At 63.6% G+C, this 21,834-nt stretch carries 19 protein-coding genes and 1 pseudogene; 10 read left to right on the plus strand and 10 right to left on the minus strand.

Annotated elements, in window-relative coordinates; all coding sequences use genetic code 11:
• The first annotated feature begins 50 nt into the window (after positions 1 to 50).
• A complete protein-coding gene (locus DK391_RS23695; RefSeq protein ID WP_109480427.1) occupies positions 51 to 971 on the plus strand; it encodes a LysR family transcriptional regulator in 921 nt (306 codons plus the stop codon).
• A 106-nt stretch (positions 972 to 1,077) separates the two neighbouring features.
• Positions 1,078 to 1,515: a YciI family protein gene (locus tag DK391_RS23700; RefSeq protein ID WP_109480428.1), complete on the plus strand. Its 438-nt coding sequence runs from the start codon at positions 1,078 to 1,080 to the stop codon at positions 1,513 to 1,515.
• A gap of 42 nt (positions 1,516 to 1,557) precedes the next feature.
• On the opposite strand, the gene DK391_RS23705 is transcribed toward DK391_RS23700, so the two are convergent.
• From DK391_RS23705 to DK391_RS23720, 4 genes are read right to left on the minus strand one after another with little or no spacing between them, the layout of a single operon-like run.
• The gene (locus DK391_RS23705; RefSeq protein ID WP_109480429.1) at positions 1,558 to 2,724 is read right to left on the minus strand and encodes an ABC transporter permease; all 1,167 of its coding nucleotides are present in this window, start codon (positions 2,722 to 2,724) and stop codon (positions 1,558 to 1,560) included.
• 30 nt (positions 2,725 to 2,754) lie between these two features.
• The gene (locus DK391_RS23710) at positions 2,755 to 3,909 is read right to left on the minus strand and encodes an ABC transporter permease (protein WP_109480430.1); all 1,155 of its coding nucleotides are present in this window, start codon (positions 3,907 to 3,909) and stop codon (positions 2,755 to 2,757) included.
• Between the two features lie 33 nt (positions 3,910 to 3,942).
• Positions 3,943 to 4,650: an ABC transporter ATP-binding protein gene (locus DK391_RS23715; RefSeq protein ID WP_109480431.1), complete on the minus strand. Its 708-nt coding sequence runs from the start codon at positions 4,648 to 4,650 to the stop codon at positions 3,943 to 3,945.
• Positions 4,647 to 5,855, minus strand: coding sequence for an efflux RND transporter periplasmic adaptor subunit (locus DK391_RS23720; RefSeq protein ID WP_109480432.1), 1,209 nt, complete (start codon positions 5,853 to 5,855; stop codon positions 4,647 to 4,649). The genes DK391_RS23715 and DK391_RS23720 overlap by 4 nt, the downstream gene beginning before the upstream one ends.
• A gap of 299 nt (positions 5,856 to 6,154) precedes the next feature.
• On the opposite strand from DK391_RS23720, the gene DK391_RS23725 reads away from it, so the two are divergent.
• Entirely contained in the window at positions 6,155 to 7,012 is an 858-nt protein-coding gene (locus DK391_RS23725; RefSeq protein ID WP_109480433.1) for a class I SAM-dependent methyltransferase, read from the plus strand.
• Between the two features lie 397 nt (positions 7,013 to 7,409).
• Positions 7,410 to 8,669, plus strand: a complete 1,260-nt coding sequence (locus DK391_RS23730) for an MFS transporter (protein WP_109480434.1) — start codon at positions 7,410 to 7,412, stop codon at positions 8,667 to 8,669.
• A 563-nt stretch (positions 8,670 to 9,232) separates the two neighbouring features.
• Here DK391_RS23730 and DK391_RS44410 read toward each other — a convergent pair.
• Entirely contained in the window at positions 9,233 to 9,553 is a 321-nt protein-coding gene (locus DK391_RS44410) for a hypothetical protein (RefSeq protein ID WP_162600893.1), read from the minus strand.
• Between the two features lie 101 nt (positions 9,554 to 9,654).
• Here DK391_RS44410 and DK391_RS23745 point away from each other — a divergent pair, with 101 nt between their 5' ends.
• The 4 genes from DK391_RS23745 (at position 9,655) to DK391_RS23760 (ending at position 13,437) form a co-directional block, all read left to right on the plus strand.
• Complete coding sequence (locus tag DK391_RS23745) at positions 9,655 to 10,284, plus strand: hypothetical protein (protein WP_109480435.1); 630 nt, start codon at positions 9,655 to 9,657, stop codon at positions 10,282 to 10,284.
• 9 nt (positions 10,285 to 10,293) lie between these two features.
• Positions 10,294 to 11,382 (plus strand): GGDEF domain-containing protein, encoded by a 1,089-nt coding sequence (locus DK391_RS23750; protein ID WP_109480436.1) that lies wholly within the window; start codon positions 10,294 to 10,296, stop codon positions 11,380 to 11,382.
• 250 nt (positions 11,383 to 11,632) lie between these two features.
• Positions 11,633 to 13,120 carry a sensor domain-containing diguanylate cyclase gene (locus DK391_RS23755; RefSeq protein WP_109480437.1) on the plus strand — a complete coding sequence of 496 codons (1,488 nt, stop codon included), beginning with the start codon at positions 11,633 to 11,635 and terminating at the stop codon, positions 13,118 to 13,120.
• 125 nt (positions 13,121 to 13,245) lie between these two features.
• Positions 13,246 to 13,437: a hypothetical protein gene (locus DK391_RS23760; RefSeq protein WP_109480438.1), complete on the plus strand. Its 192-nt coding sequence runs from the start codon at positions 13,246 to 13,248 to the stop codon at positions 13,435 to 13,437.
• Between the two features lie 7 nt (positions 13,438 to 13,444).
• Here DK391_RS23760 and DK391_RS23765 read toward each other — a convergent pair whose 3' ends face one another.
• Positions 13,445 to 14,854, minus strand: a complete 1,410-nt coding sequence (locus DK391_RS23765) for a PLP-dependent aminotransferase family protein (RefSeq protein WP_109480439.1) — start codon at positions 14,852 to 14,854, stop codon at positions 13,445 to 13,447.
• A gap of 153 nt (positions 14,855 to 15,007) precedes the next feature.
• Here DK391_RS23765 and DK391_RS23770 point away from each other — a divergent pair, with 153 nt between their 5' ends.
• Both DK391_RS23770 and DK391_RS23775 read left to right on the plus strand, forming a co-directional pair.
• The gene (locus tag DK391_RS23770; RefSeq protein ID WP_109480440.1) at positions 15,008 to 16,336 is read left to right on the plus strand and encodes an aspartate aminotransferase family protein; all 1,329 of its coding nucleotides are present in this window, start codon (positions 15,008 to 15,010) and stop codon (positions 16,334 to 16,336) included.
• A gap of 171 nt (positions 16,337 to 16,507) precedes the next feature.
• Positions 16,508 to 16,759: a hypothetical protein gene (locus DK391_RS23775; protein ID WP_007748721.1), complete on the plus strand. Its 252-nt coding sequence runs from the start codon at positions 16,508 to 16,510 to the stop codon at positions 16,757 to 16,759.
• Positions 16,760 to 16,834: 75 nt separating this feature from the next.
• Here DK391_RS23775 and DK391_RS23780 read toward each other — a convergent pair whose 3' ends face one another.
• From DK391_RS23780 to DK391_RS23795, 4 genes and pseudogenes are all read right to left on the minus strand, one after another.
• A complete protein-coding gene (locus DK391_RS23780; RefSeq protein ID WP_109480441.1) occupies positions 16,835 to 18,055 on the minus strand; it encodes an ABC transporter substrate-binding protein in 1,221 nt (406 codons plus the stop codon).
• A gap of 132 nt (positions 18,056 to 18,187) precedes the next feature.
• Positions 18,188 to 18,901, minus strand: a pseudogene (locus DK391_RS23785) (ABC transporter ATP-binding protein).
• The gene (locus tag DK391_RS23790) at positions 18,898 to 19,704 is read right to left on the minus strand and encodes an ABC transporter ATP-binding protein (RefSeq protein WP_109480442.1); all 807 of its coding nucleotides are present in this window, start codon (positions 19,702 to 19,704) and stop codon (positions 18,898 to 18,900) included. Before DK391_RS23790 ends, DK391_RS23785 begins: the two are co-directional and overlap by 4 nt.
• Entirely contained in the window at positions 19,701 to 21,605 is a 1,905-nt protein-coding gene (locus DK391_RS23795) for an ABC transporter permease (protein ID WP_109480443.1), read from the minus strand. The genes DK391_RS23790 and DK391_RS23795 overlap by 4 nt, the downstream gene beginning before the upstream one ends.
• Between the last annotated feature and the right edge of the window lie 229 nt (positions 21,606 to 21,834).

Consider the following 21,834-nt stretch of genomic DNA (forward strand, 5'->3'; position numbering starts at 1 on the left):
AAGCCGACTAGCCGTACAATCGGACATGACCTATTGAGCAAAACAGGATAATGAAGACAACCGGAATGGCAGAACTCGAGGCGGTGCTGGCGGTAGCGCGGCACCGCAGCTTCCGCGCCGCAGCCAACGACATGGGCGTGTCGACGTCGGCGCTGAGCCATTCCGTGGCGGCGCTCGAAGCGCGCATCGGCGTGCGGCTGTTCAACCGCACGACGCGCAGCGTGTCGCTCTCGGAGGCGGGCGCACAGTTCGTGGACAGCGTGGCGCCCGCGTTGTCGAGCATACGCGTCGCGCTGGAGCAGGCGGGCAGCTTCCGCGACACGCCTAGCGGCACGTTGCGGATCAACACGGCGGTGGGCGCGGCGCATCAGGCGATGCCTGTCTTTATCGCGTTTCTGCAGCGCTATCCGGAGATGAAGCTCGATATCGTCACGGAGGGGCGCCTGATCGATATTGTTGTCGAAGGTTTCGATGCGGGCATCCGCCTCGCCGAGACCGTGCCGCAGGACATGATTGCCGTGCCGTTCGGCGACAAGCAGCGCTTTGCCGTGGTGGGCAGCCCGGCGTACTTTGCCGCGCATCTTCCGCCGCGCACGCCTGACGAGCTTGGCCAGCATCGCTGTATCCGCACGCGGATGCCGAGCGGCTCGATCTACCAATGGGAATTCGAGCGGCACGGCGAGACGATGCGTATCGACGTGAAGGGTGCGTTGACCCTGGACGAAGCGGGATTGATGCTCGGTGCTGCGCGGGCCGGTGTGGGCCTGACGTACCTGTCCGAATGGACCGTGGCCAAAGATCTCCAGGCGGGGACGCTGGTTCGCGTGCTGGAAGACTGGACGCCGCCGCTCGACGGGCTGTGTCTTTACTATCCTGGACGCAGGCACGCGCCCGCCGGGTTGCGAGCACTGATTGCGATGATCCGCGAGCATGCCGATGCCCATCGCGCCGTCGCCCGGAAAAACAGATAAACCGATGTCGATTTCCGCTATCGTCGAACGTCGACGTAGTAAGTGAGAACCACGGCCACCGGCGGCCAGAAACCACTTACCTATCCCAACTCCGAAGGAGATAAAAATGCGCGTCATGGTCATCGTCAAGGCAACCACCGACTCCGAAGCCGGCAAGATGCCCAGCACAGAGTTGCTGGCAGCCATGGGCAAATACAACGAGGAACTGGTCAAAGCTGGCGTGATGCTGGCCGGCGAGGGCTTGCATCCGAGCTCCAGGGGCAAGCGAGTGCGCTTCTCGGGCGCGAGCCGCACGGTTATCGACGGTCCGTTCGCAGAAACGAAAGAACTGATTGCCGGTTTCTGGCTGTGGCAGGTGAAATCGATGGAAGAGGCGATCGAATGGGTCCGTCGCTGCCCGAATCCGATGGAAGGCGACTCGGATATCGAAATCCGTCAGGTCTTCTCGCCCGAAGATTTCGGCGCGGAATTCACGCCTGAACTACGCGAGCAGGAAGACCGTCTGCGCGCCGAGATCGATCAGCAGGCGCACAAGCCCCAATAATCCGACTACGGCGGCAAGGCCGGTCAAGGCTGGCCGCCCGTTTCATCGCGTGCGCAGCGCATCGACAATGTTCATGCGCGCCGCCCGCAGCGCAGGCAAAAAACCGCCGACCAGCCCCATCGTCATCGAAAACACCAACGTCTTCACCACGATCGACGGCGTCAGAATGAAGCGGAACGACAGGTCCGCGAAGGTCTGGAAGTTCGTCGTCGAAAACGACGCGAACTGCATGAACGCCGCGCAGCCCAGCCCCGCCAGCCCGCCCACCAGCCCGAGCAACACCGCTTCGATCAGAAACGCGGCCAGCACGTTCGCGCGCTGAAAACCGAGCGCGCGCAGCGTGCCGATCTCCGCGACGCGATTGGCCACCGACGCGTACATCGTGATCATCGCGCCGATCATCGCGGCAATCGAAAAGATCGTCGAGAGCGTGAAGCCGAGAATGTTGAGAAACGTCGACAGCGCTTTCGACTGGTCGCTGTAGAACGTCTGCTCGCGTTTCGCTTCCTCTGCGAGTCGCGGGTCGACGTCGAGGTCGCTCCTGAAGCGCTCGAACTGGTCGGATTGCGCGAGCCGCACCACCATCGACGAATAACTGGTCCGGCGAAACGCCTGCATCAACTGATCGACGTCGCCCCAGATTTCCGAATCGAAGCCGCTGCCGCCTGCATCGAAAGTGCCTACCACCGTCCAGTCGCGCTGCGCGAAATGCAGATGCTCGCCCAGTTGCGTGCCCGTAAAGCCCTTCGCAATGCTGCTGCCCACCACAATCTCCGACGAACCCGGCGCAAACATGCGCCCCGACGCGAGCGTCACCTGCGGCCGCAAGCTCATGCCCGCCGGCGACACGCCGCGAATTACCACGTTCGACGGCTTGCCCGTGCCGAGCTTCAGCAGCGAAATCAGCACGACCGATTCCTTCGATGCCATCTGCCTGCCGTCGCCGCCCATCGCTACGGCAGGATGCATTTCGATCACGTTTGCCTGACCACGGTCGATCGCGCTCTGCACTTCCGTTTCCGCGCCCTTGCGGATCACCACGACGTTGTCTTGCTCGCCCGTCGACACCAGCGTCTTCTTGAGTCCCGCGTCGAGCATCAGCACCGTGGCGAACACGAACACCACCAGCGCGAGGCCGCCTGCCGTGAGCGCCGTGGTCAGACGGCGCGTCCACAGGTTGCGGGCGATGTACGAAAGCGGGATGGCCACGATGGGTTTGTGTGTAGTGTCGCGTTGAACTCAGCCGATCGCCCGCAAGCCTTCGACGATCCGCACGCGCGCCGCCTGGATCGCGGGAATGATCGCCGCCGCCAGCCCGACGACGAGCGCGCATGCGGCCTGTTGCAGCATCGTTTCGTGTGACACGGTGAAGACGGGGAACACGCCGCCCGTCGCCTGCTTGAAGAAGCTCGCAGCGGGCGGTGTCGCCAGCATGCCGAGGCCCGCGCCCACCGTGCAGATGGTCAGCGATTCGCCGAACATCAGCAGCGCAAGAAAGCCCGGCCCGAAGCCAAGCGCCTTGAGCGTAGCGTATTCCGTGGTGCGCTCGCGCGCGCTCATCGCCATCGCGTTCGCCATCACGGCCATGATGATCACGATCACCACATACGATACGAGGCGGATCGCGGCAATGATCTGATTCGACATCGCCACGAAGCCAAGCTGGAATGCCTGCTCGGTCTCCGTCAAGGTTTCCGCCAGCGAGTTCCTGAACACATTGTCGACATTGCGCGAAATCGCCGCGGCATCGTCGGGATGGTCGATGCCGACTACGTACACGCCAACCTGATCGGCCTTTCTCCCCGGCATCTTGCGCACGGATTCGTTCAGATAGTCCCAGTGAAAGATCAGCTGACGCGTGATGGTCGATTCGTCGCGGCCATCCAGAATGCCGCGCACGACGAATTCCCATGTGCCCGGATAGATGGTGCCTTTGATCGGAATCACGTCGCCGACCTTGAAGCCATACGTATCCGCAAGCTGCCTGCCGACCAGACAGCCTTTGCGGTCGCGTTCGTAATCGGAGCGCTGCTGCGCGGACAACAGGAACTCGGGATACAGATCGAGATAGTTGTCCGACACCGCGAACTGCGCAAAGAAGTTCTTCGGGTCGCGATAGATGCCGCCGAACCAGCTGGACCGCGCGACCATCGTCACGCCGTCCACGCCGCGAATGCGGTTCTCGTAGCTGAGCGGCAGCGGGAACGCCAGCGAGATCGCGTTACGTGTGACGAGCCGCGCATTCGATGCCGCCGCCGCGCCCGCATACCACGCGTCGATCACGGTATGCAGCAGACCGAACGCGAGCACGGCGATAGTCAGCCCGAGCACCGTCAGCGTGGTGCGCAGCTTGTGGCGCAGCGCGTTGCGCGTGATCAGCTTCAGCACGAACATGGCTGCCTGCTCCGTGACGCTGAACGGTGGACGTCAGCGAGCCGTGCCATCGATCAGTTCCCCTTTCTCCAGATGCACCAGCGCGCGTGCGGCGCCTGCAGCATGCGCGTCGTGCGTCACCATGATGATGGTCTTGCCGAGTTCGCGGTTCAGGCGCTGCATCATCGCGAGCACTTCTTCGGCCGACGCACGGTCGAGGTCGCCCGTGGGTTCGTCGGCGACGATCAGCGTCGGATCGGTGATCAGCGCGCGCGCAATCGCGACGCGCTGCTGCTGCCCGCCCGACAGTTCCGACGGATAGTGATGCGCGCGATTGCCCAGATTCACCATGTCGAGCACGAGTTCGACGCGCTCGCGCCGCTCCTTGCGCGTGAGGCGTGTGAGCATCAACGGCAGTTCGATGTTTTCGAACGCGGTCAGCACGGGCATCAGGTTGTAGAACTGGAAGATGAAGCCGACATGCGCGGCGCGCCACTGCGCGAGCGCGGATTCGGACAGCCGCGTGATGTCCAGCCCGCCGACCCGCAACTCGCCGTCATCGGGCCGGTCGATACCCGCGATCAGATTCAGCAGGGTGCTCTTGCCCGAGCCGGACGGCCCCATCAACGCGACGAAATCGCCTTCGCCGATTGCGAGCGTGATGTCCGACAGCACGGGCACGGTCTGCACGCCGCGCCGGTACGACTTGACGAGGTGCCGGATATCGACGAGCGGCGTTGAAGTGAGGTTCGGCTCGCTCACTGCTTTTTGGCCACGGTGACTTTGGCGCCGTCCTTGGGACGTGCGTCAGGTGCGCGCACCAGCACGTCGCCGGGATGCACACCGCTCACGGCTACCAGTTCGCCGAGGGTCGCGCCCGTGGTGACGGCCACTTCGTGCACGATATCGCCCTTCACCACGAACACGACCTTGCGGCCGTCGCGCTCGACAATCGAAGACGGCTGCGTCGCGATGACAGGCTTGCGGTCTTCCGGCGGCACCGGCTTCGACAGGAAGGCGATTTTCGCGCTCATGTCGGGCAGCACGCGCGCATCGCGATCGACGAAACGCACCTTGACGAGCACGGTCGCTTTCGAGCGATCGACGGTGGGCACGATACGCGACACGCTGCCCGCCAGGCGCATGTCCGGCAACGCGTCGAGCAGGATTTCGCACGGCGCGTTCACCGCGATCCTGCCGATGTTCGATTCGGCCACGTCGGCTTCGACTTCGAGCGTATCCATGTCGGCGATGGTCACGACGGCGCCCTTGCTGTCCGATGCCTGCGAGAACGGCGTGATGTTGTCGCCCACGTTCGCATGCTTTTCGATCACCACGCCGTCGAACGGCGCGCGGATCACGGTCTGATCGACGGCGACCTGCGCGGCCTGCGCATTCGCCTGGGCCGCCACGATCGCGGCGCGGCTGTTGTCGATGGATGCAACCGCCTTGTCATAGCGCGCGACATCGGCGTCGTACTGGGTCGCGGAAATGGCGCCGTTCGGTGCGAGAATTTTCGAGCGGCGCAGATTGACTTCGGCGTTCTGCAGTTCGGCCCGCTGCAACGCGAGGTTGGCCTCCGCGACCTTGATCTGCGCCTTCGCCTGCGCGAGCGATGCCTCGACGTCGTTGCTCTCGATGCGCGCGATGATCTCGTCCTTCTTCACGCGTGTGCCTTCCAGCACGCCGAGCCATTCGAGCCGCCCTTGCGCTTTCGACGACACTGCCGCCTTACGTTGCGGCACGACATAGCCGGTCGCATTGAGCAACGTATAGGTTTGCGAGGGATAGGCCGACACGACGGTGGTGGTCTCGACGGTTTGCGGCCCCGTCAGCCGAAGGCCGGCGACGAGCGCGCCAACAAGGATCAGCGCGATGACCCCGTAGCCGATCCAGTTGCGCCGGCGGCCGCCCGTAGCGACGGCGGGCCGGTCTATTTTCAGCCGCTTCAGATCGTGATCTGCCAATTTGTTATGTCGTCGCCGCGCGGCCGATATTGTCGCGTCACGACACACCGCCACGCCGGCTACTTGTAGTGTGTAGACGGGCTGACAGTATAGCGCCGCGCCCTGTCCCCGTCTGCATGGCCGGGCATTGCGCTTGCATCGAAAGCGAATCTGCGTGAAAAACGGCGGGAGTGCTTACGATCATGCTGTTTCGAGTCATGCATATGCGGTCGGCATCGGTTGACGCATACGTGTTGACAGACCTCGGCAACGGCGTTTTAGACTCCCGTCATAAACCATCGATTTCCGAGGGAGGCATCATGGAAGAACAACACCGTATCGGGCCGGACAGCACGGCCGTGCGCACCGCATTGTGGCGCGCCATGCACGTTCAGGTCGACGCACCGCCGCATGTGCTCGCCGATGAAACCGGCCTGCGGCTCGCCGCGCCCGACGCAAGCTGGCGCAATCGTCCCGATATGGACGCGCAGGGTACGCGCGGCTATCGTGCGTCGATCGTGGGACGTGCGCGCTTTATCGAAGACCTCGTGACGCAGCAGGCGGATCAAGGCGTGCGTCAGTACGTGATTCTCGGTTCGGGCCTCGATACGTTCGCGCAGCGCCAGCGTGAGATTGCGTCACGGCTGCGCATCTTCGAAGTGGACCGGCCGGGCGCGCAAGCATGGAAGCGCGAGCGCCTGCTCGAACTCGGCTACGGCATTCCGGACTGGCTGCGCCTCGTCCCCGTCGATTTCGAAGCCGGTCAGTCATGGTGGGAGCAGATCGCGCAGGCGGGATTCGATGCGCAGGCGCCCGCTGTGATCGCCTCGACGGGTGTGTCGATGTATCTCACGCGCGAGGCCAACCTCGCGACGCTGCGTCAGATCGCGAAGCTCGCACCCGGCTCGACGCTGGCGATGACCTTCCTGCTGCCGCTCGAACTGATCGATTCCGCCGAGCGCGCGCAGCACCAGGCCGTCTACGAACGCGCACGCGCGGCGGGCACACCGTTCATCAGTTTCTTCAAGCCCGCCGATATGCTCACGCTCGCGCGCGAAGCGGGGTTCAAGGGCGTCAAACATGTATCGACAGGTGATCTTGTCGACCGTTATTTCGCCGACCGTCCGGACGGACTGCGCCCATCGACGGGCGAAGCGTTTCTCGTCGCGACTACCTGAAGCGTCGCAAAACCTTTATGATGCCGCCCCTGCGCGTCGCATTGCGTTTGCGATGTAACGCGCGGCCGCGCGCCTCGAAGCAGCCCGCCAGCCGCACACCATTCCCACGCTAAGACAGCGCTAACTCTGCATCGGCAGAATCTTGCGCATGCACCGAAACAAGGCGTTTCAACACCAGAAAACGCCTGAAACCACGCGCGCAACGCGGGCTTTGCAATCCGTCTGCCTGTTTCACGAAGCGATGATATGGTGACGCGCTAGTGGCTCTGCCGGCTCCCTGTGCCGGCTCCTCTGGGATCAATGGGCTGCGGACTCTGCCGCGTGGCTGCACGCTATTTATACGCAGCGCGCGACGCCACATGCCATGCCTCCATGCATCGAATCGACGAACACAGACATGAACTTCGAAAACACTCCTCCAGTCAGCACGACTGAAGCCGACGACACGACGTCATCGCCATTGCGCGCATGGCTCGCGGTTGCATCGGTGACAGTCGGCGCATTCGCGTTCGTGACCACGGAATTTCTGCCGGTCGGCCTGTTGCCGGATGTCGCGAAGACCTTCGACGTCCTGCCCGGCACAGCGGGCCTGATGGTGACGATCCCCGGCATCATGGCTGCCATCTCTGCGCCGGGCCTGATGCTCGCAGCGGGACGCGTGAACCGCCGGCTGATCCTGATCCTGCTGACCGTGATGCTGCTCGCGTCGAATCTGCTGTCGGCGTTCGCACCCAGTTTTCCGCTGATGCTGGTCGGCCGCGCGTTGCTCGGCGCCGCGCTCGGCGGCTTCTGGACGCTTGCGCTCGCGGCGGCAGGACGGCTCGTGAAAGCGCACGAAGCGCCGCGCGCGACGGCGACGATACTCGCGGGCGTCACCTGCGCGACGGTGATCGGCGTGCCGCTTGGCACGTTCATCGCGAATCTCGCATCGTGGCGCATGTCGTTCGTCGCGACGGCGGTGCTCGTCACCGTGGCGCTGATTTCGCAGATTGCGCTGCTGCCGTCGTTGCCGTCGAAAGCGGCCTTGCGTTTCGTCGATCTCGTGACGCTCGTGCGGCGTCCGTTTCCGCGCAAGAGCCTGTTGATGGTTGCGCTGATTTTTGGTGCGCATTTCTCGTCGTACACGTATATCGCGCCGTTTCTGGAGACCGCGCATTTTGGTGCGTCGACGATTACGGCGGTGCTGCTTGGGTTCGGCATTATTGGGTTCTTTTCGAACTTCGCGGTATCGACGTTCGTTGCGCGCAGGCTGAAGACTTCGCTGGCTGCTGTGACGATGCTGCTGATGTTTTCGCTGCTGAGCATGCCTTTGCTGAAGGATATGGCACCGTTGGTGACGGGTGTCGTGCTTGCGTGGGGTGTCGCGTTTGGTGCGATTCCGCTGTGCGTGAGCGTGTGGATGCAGGAAGCCGCGCCTGATCTGCCCGAAGCCGGTTCGGCGCTGTTCGTCGGGATTATTCAGGTGGCGATTGCAGTGGGGTCCTCGGTAGGGGGCACCATTGTCGATCGTGCTGGTATTCCTGTTGATTTCTGGTTTGGTAGTGTGCTGGCGGTGCTTGGGCTTGTTACTTTGTGGAGCTTTCGATCGCGGAGTGATGGCGCGCGAGGCGCTGTGGCTGTGGGGTCTTCTGCTGAAGTGCAGACTGAGTGTGTTTGATGTTTTTTTTTGCTGGCATCCGCTTTTTGTTAGTGGTCTGCTAGTGTTGCCCCTGTGCGGGGCGGCACCTACTTTTCTTTGCCGCCGCAAAGAAAAGTAGGCAAAAGAAAGCGGGCTAACACCGCTAGATCTAGTTCTTGCCTGCGGGCCCCCAGCGGCCCCGTCCTGTTCGCGGCATCACTACGCTTGATGCCCGCTGCCAGCGCTCTTTACAGGCGCATCACCCTCTTCAAGCACCCGCGTCACAGCAGGCCTTACCGGTTCGGCCCAGGCCGCCCAGGTGGCAAACTGTGTGTCGGTTATCGCGGCGTATGCGCACCACTCCGGACTGAAAAGCAAAGGCGGTGTGTCTTGTAGGATCGCCGACGCGTAATGCGCGACAACCTACACACCGTTTGCCACCTGGGCTGGATATGCGAGTCGCTGTCGCTCGGGACGCTACGGGTGATTGGAGCGGGGTAGGCGACTATTCGAAGCGTGAGCAACGAGCAAGAAGAAGGGGGATGCCGTGTGAGGGATAGGACCGGTTGGGGGCCCGCAGGCAACAACTAGCATTGGCGGTGTTAGCCCGCTTTCTTTTGCCTACTTTTCTTTGCGGCGGCAAAGAAAAGTAGGTGCTGCCCCGCACAGGGGCGACGCATGCGACACGAAAGCATCACGCGGATGCCAGCGAAAGCGAAAGCAAAAAGCCAAAAGCAAAAAGCAAAAAGCAAAAAAACCAAACCCAAACCTACCGCTTGAAACATCCGTTTCCCACCACATCCCCTCTGGCAATTTGCCAGTAGAATACCCAACACATAACCCTGTCCACGCGAGCGAGCCAGCGCCGCCTCACCGGCACCCATGCCGGTCACCAGCGCATTCAGGCTTACAAATTGCTCCAAGACCAAGGTTATCCCCGATGCACACACCACCGGCGCGCCCACCGTCGCGCCAGTCCCGCCATTGACTGACTCAGACCGCAAGGGTCGGAGGCGTTGCACACATGGACGCACAGGATTCGCCGGACCGCGAGCGCGGCCGCCGGCAGCAGCAATACGACAGCGCGTTTCTACCCGAAAGCGACGATCCGCAGGCACGACATTACAACTGGGTGCAAATTTGCCTCATCTCCGCGATGGGTCTTGCCGTCGGCGTGATGGGCACAGCAGCCTATGTGATCTGGTTCAGCCGCGATCAGGACGCTTACGCCGAAGCCGTCGAATCGGCGCGCCGCCCGCCCGCCCCGCCAGCAACCAGCACGAACGCCGACCTGCAGGTTCCCAATCATGCCGCCGTGCCCACCAGCGCGGTCTGGGGCCGCGTGACACCGGCCATCCCGGCGCAGCCCGCGCCCGCTAACACCGACGCACTCGCATCGGCGCAAGCATCCGATGACGATATGGACGCCGATGCCGATAGCGACAGCGCGCCTCAGGCGACGCGAAACGCGCCCGCTGCTGCCGCGCGCGCCGACCGTGGCAAACAGCCCGGCAGCGCCGCCCGCCACGCGCAGCGGGTCAAGCAACCGAAGGAAACCTTCGTGTCGCGGTTGAGAGCGATGTTCCGCAAGGTCGCCTATCACCGCCCCAGCCGCGAGCCAGGCAATAACCCCGACCCCTATTCGCATCCCTGATCCTCGGGCGTGAAGCGAACCGTCACGCCACTCCGTCCGCCCAGCCCGCGATGGCGTCCGCAGCCGGTCGTGGTCGGCGCGATCGCGCTGGGCTGTCTCGTTGCAGGGCTGCTCTACGTCGCCTTGCAGGTTCGCGCGCTGTTCTCCGATCACTTCCAGCAGCAATACGCGTCGCTCGTGCTCGAAGCGGTCGGCCGCGCTGACAATGCGCTCGATCTCGCCGGTCTGCTCAAACGCATCGCGCCCCCTAAAAACAGCGACACCCAGTATCAGCAGGCGCTCGATGAACTCAACGCGCGCGTCACCGAACTCGATGCGCTGATCGGATCCAGCCCCATTCCCGCGCCGCGCCTGCCGAGCGCCAATGCATCGGAGAAAAGCCTCGACGAACTGAAGCAATCGCTCGCTGCCACAGCAGACTACTGGCGCACCCGCCGCGACGCCGTCAGCACCGACGTGCGCCGTCGCACGCGACGCATCGCCAGCGTGCTCGCCGTGCTGACCGTGGTAGTAACGGGCGCGCTGTTCGCGGCGCTGATCGTGTTCGCGCGGCGCCACAGGCGGCTCGCAGGCCTTACGCATCAGTTCCGTCACGCCGCACAGCACGACGCGATGACCGGCCTGCCCAACCGTCAGCAACTGCTCGCGCGGCTCGACCGCATCGCCGCCGAGCGTGCGCCCGGCAATTGCGCCGTGCTGTATATCGACCTCGACGGTTTCAAGCAGATCAACGACACCTTGGGCCACGCAATCGGCGACGAATTTCTGATCGCGCTCGCGCAGCGTTTTCGCCAGTCGGTGCGTCCGGGCGATCTCGTCGCCCGCATGGGCGGCGACGAATTCGCCGCGCTCGTGTCCGGCTTCGGCGGCGACGCGGAACTCGCGGGTATCGCCACGCGCCTGATGAACTGCGTCGGCGATACCGACGCGCACATGGGCCTCGGCTTCGTGCGCGCGAGCGTCGGCATCGCGACCTATCCCGATCGCGTCGCCGATCACCGTCTGCTGGTCGCCGCCGCCGACAGCGCGATGTACGACGTCAAACGTCACGGCAAGAACGGCTACGCGTTCGCCGTGCAACAAATACCGCCTGCATGATTCGCCGCTGAAAACCGCTTCCAGCGAGTCGATTCTGGCTCCCTGCAGCGCTCAAATCAGCACGCTTCTTCTGTTTCAAACGAATCTGCAAATAGCAATCAACTTCCCCCGAACGCTGCCGTTATATGGGTTCAGCAAGGTGACGGCAGCGTGCGCGCTGCCTCTTACGAACGGTCGAATTTGAGTCCCTCAGGCTTCAGCCATCAGCCATCAGCCAGTGAAGAACACCGCGTCCGTTACGAGGTCGCAGATGGACAGACTTCGCACATTCATCAGGCGCTTGCGGCCGCGCGGCCCCGGCAGCGCGCCGCACCGCGCATTCATTCTGCTGCCCGCGCTGACCGTACTGATCCTCGCCGTGCTGTGGGTGACGATCCTGATGCGGCTGCGCGTCGAAAAGGAAGCCGTGCTGCACGACGCGCGCGTCGCTGCCGGCACGGTCGCGAGCGCACTCGACACGCACACGCTGAAAACGATTCACGATGTCGATGCGATCGCCCTGCTGGTCAAATACGGCCTCGAAAGCTCGCCGGAAACATTCGATCTCAAGAAGTACCAGGCCTACGGGCTGATTACTGCCGATACCGCCTTGCAGGTCACCATCGCGGGCGCGGACGGCCACGTGGTCGCCTCGACCATTCCGTTTTCCGGCGCAATCGATCTCAGCGACCGCAAGCACTTCCGCGTGCATCGCGAGCACGCCGACGTCGGCCTCTTTCTCAGCGATCCGGTGATCGGCCGCATTTCGCGCCAATGGTCCATTCAGGCCACGCGCCGCATCAACCGGCCGGACGGCAGCTTTGGCGGCGTCGTGATCGTGTCGGAAAACCCGGCGTGGCTCACGGATGGCTTCTACACGACTGCCGCGCTCGGCGAGCACGGCATGATCGCGGTGCTGTCGAATCGCGGCTCGATGCTGTCGCGCCGCGCGGGCGAAGCGCCCAGCCGCACCGGCGACACGCTGCCGACGGGCTATATCGATCCACATCGCAACGGCGAGACCTTCACCGATCCCATCGATCATGTGGAACGCATCGTCGCGAGCCGCGAGGTGAAGCGTTACGGACTGACCGTGATGGCGGGCCTGTCGCTTGCCGAAACACTCGACGATTACTACCGCATGCGCCGCGTCTACGTGACGATGGCGAGCGTGATTTCGGCGATCCTGGTCGGCCTGTCAACGTGGATCGCCGCGCTGATCCTGAAGCTGCTGAAAGGTCGCGAACAGTTGCACCGTCTCGCGCACACGGACCGCCTGACGGGCCTGTCCAACCGGGGCTGCATCATGGACCTGCTGGAAGAAGCCGTCGCCGCACCCGATGCCGTTGGCCGCGTGGCCGTGATCTTCGTCGATCTGGATCGCTTCAAGGAACTCAACGATACCTTCGGGCACCAGCTAGGCGACACGATTCTTGCTGACATAGCACGACGCCTGCGGGACGCCGCGCAGGGCCGCGCGCAGGTCGGGCGGCTGGGCGGCGACGAGTTTCTGGTGGTCATCGACGATGGCGCGGTGTCGGCACCCGCCATCGCCGACGCCATCACGGCGGCGCTGGAGGTGCCCGTCAGCGTGCACGGCAATGCGTACCACGTGCGCGCGAGCCTCGGTATTGCCGTGCTGCAGGCGGGCGAACGCGCGGCGGATCTGGTAAAAACCGCCGATCACGTGATGTACGACGCCAAGGAACGTGGCCGCGCAAGCTACACGCCGCCGGTACGAAGCGCGCTCGTCGCGTGAGATGGACCGCAGTAGGGTACGACCACAACAACGCATTCGGCACGCGGCTTGATACGACCGAAACGAATGCTCTAAAACAGGGAAACCGGCTCAAGCTTTCGGGCTTGCGGTCGTTAGCGCAGGGTATGGAAAAAAAACTTGCACAACGCATCGTCAGTTCCGCGCACCGCGCGGCGGAAGCGATTGCCAACGCCCGCGCTGACTTGCCCGAAGTCCAGCGCGATCAGATGTATAGCCGCGTGTTTATCGGGCTGCTGGAAGACAATGTCGGCTCAGAAAACATCTCCGAACTGATCGACGCGCTCGCGCGTCCCTGAACACCGCTCAAAGCCTGCCAATCCGTTCGATGAAGCGCCACAACGCACCGTCGACCGAATGCGGGACGTTGAAGCGGAACCACGCGCTCGGCGCATCGTCGGGCCGAAAGTATGAACCGGGCGCAAGCCAGATACCGTCCGCCAGCGCCGCCGTCGCAATCTCGCCCGCGCGCGCCGGCTCGACGGGCAGCCGCGCGAACAGGAACAGCCCCGCGCGCGGCTTGTGAAACGCCTCCAGCCCGAGTGAATCCAGCCGTTCCTCGACCACGGCATGCGCGGCGCGCAGCCTGTCGTTGACCTGATCGACATGGCGCGCATAGCGGCCTTCATGCAGCACCTTGTCGACGATCCGCTCGATCGCCTCCGACGACGTCAATCCCACCGCCATTTTCGTGCGCGCCAGTTCGCGCAGCACGTCGCGCTCGGCGACCACATAGCCGCAGCGCAGCGCGGGCGTCACCGTCTTCGAAAAGCCGCTGATGTACAGCACGCGGCGCAGCCCTTCCAGCGCAGCAAACATCGGCGCGCCGGGCGAGCCGAGTTCGCGGCTCACGTCGTCCTCGATCACCCACATGCGGTGGCGCTCGGCAATCTGCAGCAGCCGGAACGCCGACGCCATGCCGTAGGTTGCGCCCGTCGGATTCTGCAAGGTCGTGTTGACGAAGATCGCCTTCGGATGATGCTGGTCCGCGACCTGCTCCAGCGCGTGCGTGTCGATGCCCGCCGGCGTGCGCGGCACGCCGATCACGTTCAGCCCCGCGAGCTTGAGAATCTGCAGCAGATTGCAGTAGCCGGGATCTTCGACCACCACGGTATCGCCCGCGCGCAACAGCGTGCGCACGATCAGATCGAGCGCCTGGGTTGCGCCCTGCGTCAGCAGCACATTCGACACCTCGACAGGCAAGCCGCGCCGGTCCATCTGCTCGGCGATCTTCGCGCGCAGCGGCGCGAAACCATACGGATGCCCGTAATCGCCGAAGCGCACGGCGGGCACGCGGCTCATCGCGCGGAACGCGTGCTGCATGCCCGTTTCGTTGATCCATTCGTTCGGCAGCCAGCCGCAACCCGCCTTGATCGGCACGGAATGATCGGCGAATACGTCGGACAGCAGCCAGTTCGCGGTGAGGCTGGGTGGCTGCCAGTCGACCGTATTGGCATGCGCGGCGCGCTCACGCGGCGCCACGCGATAGCCGGAACCTCGCCGCGCCGTCACGAGTCCCATCGAGACCAGCCGGTTGTACGCTTCCGTCACCGTGAACGTGCTCAGTTCATGCGAGTGCGCGAGCTGGCGCACGGAGGGCAGCAGTGCGCCCGCGCGCAGCGCCTGGCTGTCGATGGCGTGGGCGAAGCCCTGCACCACCTGCTCGACGAGCGTCGGCGCGGAACGGCGGTCACGGTCCAGTTCGAGTTCGATCATCCTGATTTATCCAGCCGGGCGCAGAAGCGACGTAAAGACCAGCACAGTTTAGGCTATTCCGCCAGCACAGTTAGCAGCGCAGTGAGCGAACTGTTTATGTCCGCCATTAAACCTCGGACGCTACAGTTTCGCTATCCAATCGAGGAGAAACCCATGACTTCGCGCCCCGTGATCGACGATCTGTCGAACTTCTGGATGCCCTTTACCGCCAACCGCCAGTTCAAGGCTGCGCCGCGCCTGCTGGAATCGGCCAAAGGCATGTATTACCGTTCGACCGACGGCCGTGACGTGCTCGACGCCTGCGCGGGCCTGTGGTGCGTGAACGCCGGCCATGGCCGCGACGAGATCGTCGCCGCCGTGCAGAAACAGGCCGCGACGCTCGACTTCGCGCCGACCTTCCAGATGGGCCACCCGCTCGCCTTCGAAGCGGCGGCGAAAGTCGCGGAACTGATGCCCGAAGGGCTCGACCGCGTGTTCTTCACGAATTCGGGCTCCGAATCCGTCGATACCGCGCTGAAGATTGCACTCGCCTACCACCGCGCGCGCGGCGAAGGCCAGCGCACGCGCCTGATCGGCCGTGAGCGCGGCTATCACGGCGTGGGCTTCGGCGGCATTTCGGTCGGTGGCATTGCGCCGAACCGCAAGACGTTCTCGGGCGCGCTGCTGCCGTCGATCGATCATCTGCCGCACACGCATAACCTCGAACACAACGCGTTCTCGAAGGGTCAGCCCGCATGGGGCGCGCATCTCGCCGACGAACTCGAACGCATCGTTGCGCTGCACGACGCATCGACGATTGCCGCTGTGATCGTCGAGCCGGTTGCCGGTTCGACGGGCGTGCTGATTCCGCCGCAAGGCTACCTGCAGAAGCTGCGCGATATCTGCACGAAGCACGGCATCCTGCTGATTTTCGACGAAGTGATCACGGGCTTTGGCCGCCTCGGCGCGGCGACGGCCAGCGAGTATTTCGGCGTGAAGCCCGATCTGCTGACGATGGCGAAGGCGATCAACAACGCGTCGGTGCCGATGGGCGCGGTCGCGGCCAGCCGCAACGTGCATGACACGATCGTCAACGCCGGCGCACAAGGCGCGATCGAACTGTTCCACGGCTACACGTACTCGGCGCACCCGCTCGCCGCGGCGGCCTGCGTCGCCACGCTCGATCTCTATCGCAATGAAGGCCTGTTCGAGCGTGCGGCTGCGATGGCGCCGAAGTTCGAAGCCGCTGCCCATGCGCTGCGCGACGCGAAGCACGTGAAGGACGTCCGCAACCTCGGCATGGTCGCGGGCATCGAACTGGAATCGCGCGACGGCGCGCCGGGCGCACGGGCTTACGAGGCCTTCGTCAAGTGCTACGAAGCGGGCGTGCTGATCCGCTTCACGGGCGACATCCTGGCGTTCTCGCCGCCGCTGATCATCGACGAAGCACAAGTCGATCAGGTCTTCCAGACCGTGCGCAACGCGCTGGCTTCGATCCAGTAAGGTCTGTCGCACCGCTGCGCCCGCAGCGGTGCTCTCCCCCTGTCTTTCATGATTCGCACTGCATGGCAACCGGTGCACGGGCAATCCATGCGCATTGAGTGCTGCGCTCTGCGCGGATAGCGTCTATGGTTTACGTCAAGGGCCGGTGATCGAACCGTCAGGAGACGCCTCATGAACACGCAGACAGTCAGGGCAGGCGCGCATATCGAAGGTATCCACTGGGTCGCCGAGTACGCGGAGACCATGCACGAGATCCGCATCTTCCGCGAAGGTCAGGAAGTGGACGTGCACAATGCGCCATCGACACTATTCGGCGACGAAGAGAACGCCGGTTCGAAAAGCTGCGCGGATCATCGTGCGGCAGAAGCGGCGGTGCTCGCTTATCTGCGCCATTTCGTGGCCGAGCACGACGCCGAGGAATAACGCCGGACGCAACGAAAAAGGCCAGCCTTGCGTGCGCCCGGCTGGCCTTCGGGTCCGTTGTGACGTTCGACGCAATCAGTCCGCGGGACGCAGCTTCTTCACGTCGGCGTCGGAGGGTTGCACGCTGGCGCCATCGATATAGCGGTACGACGTCATCACGCCCTTGCCGTCCTTCAGCGCCGTGACACCGACGAACGCACCCATGGTCGACTGGTTGTCCTGCGGGCGATATGTGATCGGGCCAAACGGCGTATCGACATTCAAGCCTTTGAACGCAGCCGCCAGCTTGTCCGGATCGGTCGATCCTGCTTTTTTGATGCCATTCGCAATCGACATCAGCGCCGAGTAGCCGACCACCGAGCCAAGACGCGGATAGTCGTGATACTTCGCTTCGTAGTCGGCGACGAACTTCTTGTTGGCGGGCGTATCGACGGAATACCACGGATAGCCCGTCACGATCCAGCCGACAGGCGCTTCTGCGCCGAGCGTGTCGAGATAATCGGGTTCGCCTGTGAGCAGCGACACGACGCTGCGGTCCTTGAAGAGGCCGCGCGTATTGCCTTCGCGCACGAACTTGCCGAGATCCGCGCTGAACAGCACGTTGAAGATGGCGTCGGGCTTGGCGTCGGCGAGCGCCTGCACGGTCGAGCCCGCGTCGAGATTGCCGAGCGGCGTGGCCTGCTCGGTGACGAACTCGACGTCGGGCTGCGCGGCCTTCAGCAGCTTCTTGAAGGTTGCCGCAGCCGACTGGCCATACTCATAGTTCGGGTACACGAGGGCCCAGCGCTTCTTGTGCAGCTTCGCCGCTTCGGGCACGAGCATCGCGACCTGCATGTACGTGGACGGCCGCAGACGATACGTGTACTTGTTGCCGTCGGCCCAGACGATCTTGTCGGTGAGCGGCTCGGCGGCGAGGAAGAACATGCGCTTCTGTTTCGCGAAGTCGGTGAGCGCGAGGCCGGTGTTCGACAGATAGCCGCCGAACAGCAGTTGCACCTGTTCACGCGCGATCAGTTCCTGCGCGACGCGAATGGTGTCGCCGGGGTTGGCGTTGTCGTCGCGGGACACCACTTCCAGCTTTTTGCCCAGCACGCCGCCGGCTGCATTGACTTCGTCGAGTGCGAGGTTCCAGCCGTTCCTGTACGGCATCAGGAACGCAGGCTGCGCCTTGTAGCTGTTGATCTCGCCGATCTTGATGGTCTGCTGCGCCGAGGCGCCGGGTGCGGTGAACGATAGTGTCGCCGAGACGGCCAGCGAGGCAGCTATCCGGAATGTCCATGCTGCGCGCGAAGTCATGGTGCGGAACTCCCCTTTTTTTTCAATAAGGTGCGCGGGTCGCGCCGCGCGGAACGTGCATCGTACCGGGTAATGCGGGTTTCGGGATTTGTCTGCAATGCTGGTGGGGATTTGTGGTTTGGCCTTGAAACATCAAACCCCGAGATAGGCCCGCCGAAGCGTGTGATCGTCCGCGAGATCGCGCATCGTGCCGCCAAACCGGACCTGCCCCTTCTCGAGCACATACGCCCGATCGCTCACCAGCCCGGCAAAATGCACATTCTGCTCGGATAGCAATATCGACAATCCTTCCCGCTTGAGCTCGAGAATCATGTTGGCCATCTGCTCGACGATCAAAGGCGCAACACCCTCGGAAGGCTCATCGAGCTACACGAGATACGGATTCCCCATCAACGTCCGCGACACGGTCAACATCTGCTGCTCGCCGCCGCTCATCTGTCCGCCCAATCGTCTGGGCATTTCGCCGAGATTCGGAAACAGCCTGAAAAGCCGCTCGGGCGTCCACACAGGCGCACCGTCACGCGCGGGCTGACGCCCAGTATCGAGATTCTCCAGCACGCTCAGTCCGGTAAATACACGCCGGTCTTCAGGCACATAACCGAGGCCCAGACGCGCAATCCGATGCGGCGGCAGCGCGGAAATATCCGCGCCGTTGAAATGCAGCGTGCCCTCGCGGCGCGCCATCATGCCCATGATCGACTTCATCGTCGTCGATTTGCCCGCGCCATTGCGGCCCATCAGCGCGACCACTTCGCCGCGTCCCACTTCGAGACTCACGTCGAAGAGAATCTGGGCGCGTCCGTAGAACGCATTCAAACCATCGACCTTCAGCAGCGGTGCAGTCATACGCGTGGCTCCGTCTGCGGTGCGTCGCCATCGCGCGAGAGGGCCGCGTGCGCCTGGAACGTCTTGCCCGTGCCGAAGTACACAGCCTGCACGTTCGCGTCGTTGCGTATCGCGTCGGCGCTGCCCTGCGCGATCAACCTGCCGCGCGCCAGCACGATGATCCCGTCCGCGCTCGAAAACACCACGTCCATGCTGTGCTCGGTGAACAGCACGCCGATATTGCGCTCAGTGGCAATGCGCTTCGTCAGCGCCATCAGTTCGGTGCGCTCTTGAGGCGCCATGCCTGCCGTCGGCTCATCCATCAGCAGCAGCTTCGGACGGTTCGCCAGCGCAATCGCCATTTCGACACGCTTCACATCGCCATACGCGAGCACGCTGCACGCGCGCTGCGCATGCGCGGCCATGCCGACCTGATCGAGCAGCGTCAACGCTTCGTCTGCAAAGTACGATGCAGCGCGTTTCCACACACCGTACAGGCGCTTTTCGCGCGACATCAGCGCCATCTGCACGTTCTCCAGCACCGTCATCGAGTTGAAGGTCGCCGCGACCTGAAACGTGCGGCCAACGCCGCGCCGCCAGATATCGCGCGGCCGCATGCCGACCAGTTCGTGGCCATCGAGCATGACGGAGCCACGCGTCGGACGCAGTTGTCCGTTGACGATGTTGAAGCATGTCGATTTGCCTGCGCCGTTCGGGCCGATCAGCGCAAGCATTTCGCCCGGCTTCACGTCGAACGACACGTCGTCGACGGCTTTCACGCCGCCGAACGACATCGACAGATTCGATACGCGCAGCAGGCTCATCGGCTGACCTCCGATGCGCGCGCATCGTCACGCTCGAAGCGCTCGCGCACGAAACCCACGATGCCCTGCGGAAACGCGATCACCAGCAACAGGATCGCGACGCCGAGCAGCGCCTGCCAGTAGTCGGTCTGCCGCGCGACGGTGTCCTGCAGCCACGTGAAGAGCGCGGCGCCCGCGACGGGGCCCGTCAAGGTCTGGATGCCGCCGAGCAAGACCATCACGAGGCCATCGACGGAACGGCTCACGCTGATCACTTCCGGCGAAATCGTCCCTTTGGAAAAGGCATACAGAGAACCGGCGAGGCCGCAAAACAGCGATGCAATCACGAACGCAGCCCATTGCACGCGCTTGGTATCGATGCCGATGGCTTCGGCGCGCAACGCCGAATCGCGTGACGCGCGCATCGCAAAGCCAAGCGGCGAAAACAGCATGCGGCGCAGCAGCCACACGCCGAGCACGGCGAACGCGAGCGTCAGGTAATAGAAGGCGACGGGCGACGACAACCAGTTCGACGGCCACAGCCCGAGAATGCCGTTGCTGCCGCCCGTCACGTCGTCCCACTGATACACGACCGACCAGACGATCTGTGCGAACGCGAGCGTGAGCATCGCCAGATACACGCCGGAGAGCCGCACGCAGAACCAGCCGAACACCAGCGCGCCGAACACGGCGAACAGCGGGCCGAGCACGAGCGCGGCTTCCATCGGCAGGTCGAGCACTTTCAGGAACAGTGCCGCGCCGTAAGCGCCCAGCCCGAAGTACGCGGCATGCCCGAACGAATGCATGCCGCCCGGTCCCATGATGAAGTGCAGGCTCGCGGCGAACAGCACGGCGATCAGGATTTCGACCAGCAGCACGGGCATATACGGAAAGGCGTTCGCCGCGAGCGGCGCGAGCACCAGCACGGCGAGCACGCATGCGGCGAGCCACTTGACGCGCGTGCTTGCGGGCTGCAAAGGCATGTCGGCGGGCGCAGTGGCACGAACCGTCGATGTGGGACGTCCGAGCAGACCCCATGGACGCACGACCAGCACGATGGCCATTACGACGAACTCCGCGACCAGCGTGAAGCGGCTCAGCGAGAGGTCGATGCCGAACAGCGACACATGTCCGATGCCGATGCAGAGCGCCTTGATCTCCGCGATCAGCAGCGCCGCGACGCAGGCGCCGGGAATCGCACCCCTGCCACCGACCACGACGACGACGAACGCATTGCCGATGGTTTCCAGATCGAGAGAAAGATTCGCCGACATACGCGGCTCTTGCAGCGCGCCGCCGAGCCCCGCGAGAAACGCGCCGACGAAGAATACGCCGGGGAACAGCCATGCCTGATTGATGCCGAGCGCGCCGAGCATCTCGCGATCCTGCGTGGCGGCGCGCACCAGCGTGCCCCAGCGGGTATGCGTGAGTGCGTACCACAGCACGAGCAGCACGAGCGGCCCGATGACGATCAAGGCGATGTCCCACGTGGGCAGTTGATGGCCGAGCAGTTCGACGGCACCTGCGAGACGCGGCGCGCGCGGGCCGAACAGGTCTTGCGGACCCCAGATCGCCAGCGCGGCGTCTCGGAAGATGAGGACGAGTGCGAAGGTGGCCAGCAGATGGAACAGTTCTGGCGCCTTGTAGATGCGCCTGAGCACGACGAATTCGACGATGGCGCCCAGCAGGCCGATCACGAGTGCCGAGGCCAGCATTGAAAGCCAGAAGCCCATGACGCTATTCGCGCCGAAGCGGCTCACGATGCTGTAGGCGACGTAGACGCCTAGCATGTAGAACGAGCCGTGTGCGAAGTTGACGATGCGGGTTACGCCGAAGATCAGCGATAGGCCTGCTGCGACGAGGAAGAGCGCCGAGGCGTCGGCGAGTCCGTTGATCAGTTGGACTAGCAGGTTGGGGAGCATCTTTTTTTTGCCTGCCCGGCGGGTGGTGGGTTGCGCTGGGCGACAGGTATACCGGAAATGTTTTGTTTTTGCTGGGGTTTTTGGTTTGGTGTGGGTTTGGGTTTGGGTTTGGGTTTTCGCTGGCATCCGCGTTTTGTTGTTGGTCCGCTAGCGTTGCCCCTGTGCGGGGCGGCACCTACTTTTCTTTGCCGCCGCAAAGAAAAGTAGGCAAAAGAAAGCGGGCTAACAC

The organism is Paraburkholderia sp. C35 (assembly GCF_003121405.1).
GTDB lineage: Bacteria > Pseudomonadota > Gammaproteobacteria > Burkholderiales > Burkholderiaceae > Paraburkholderia.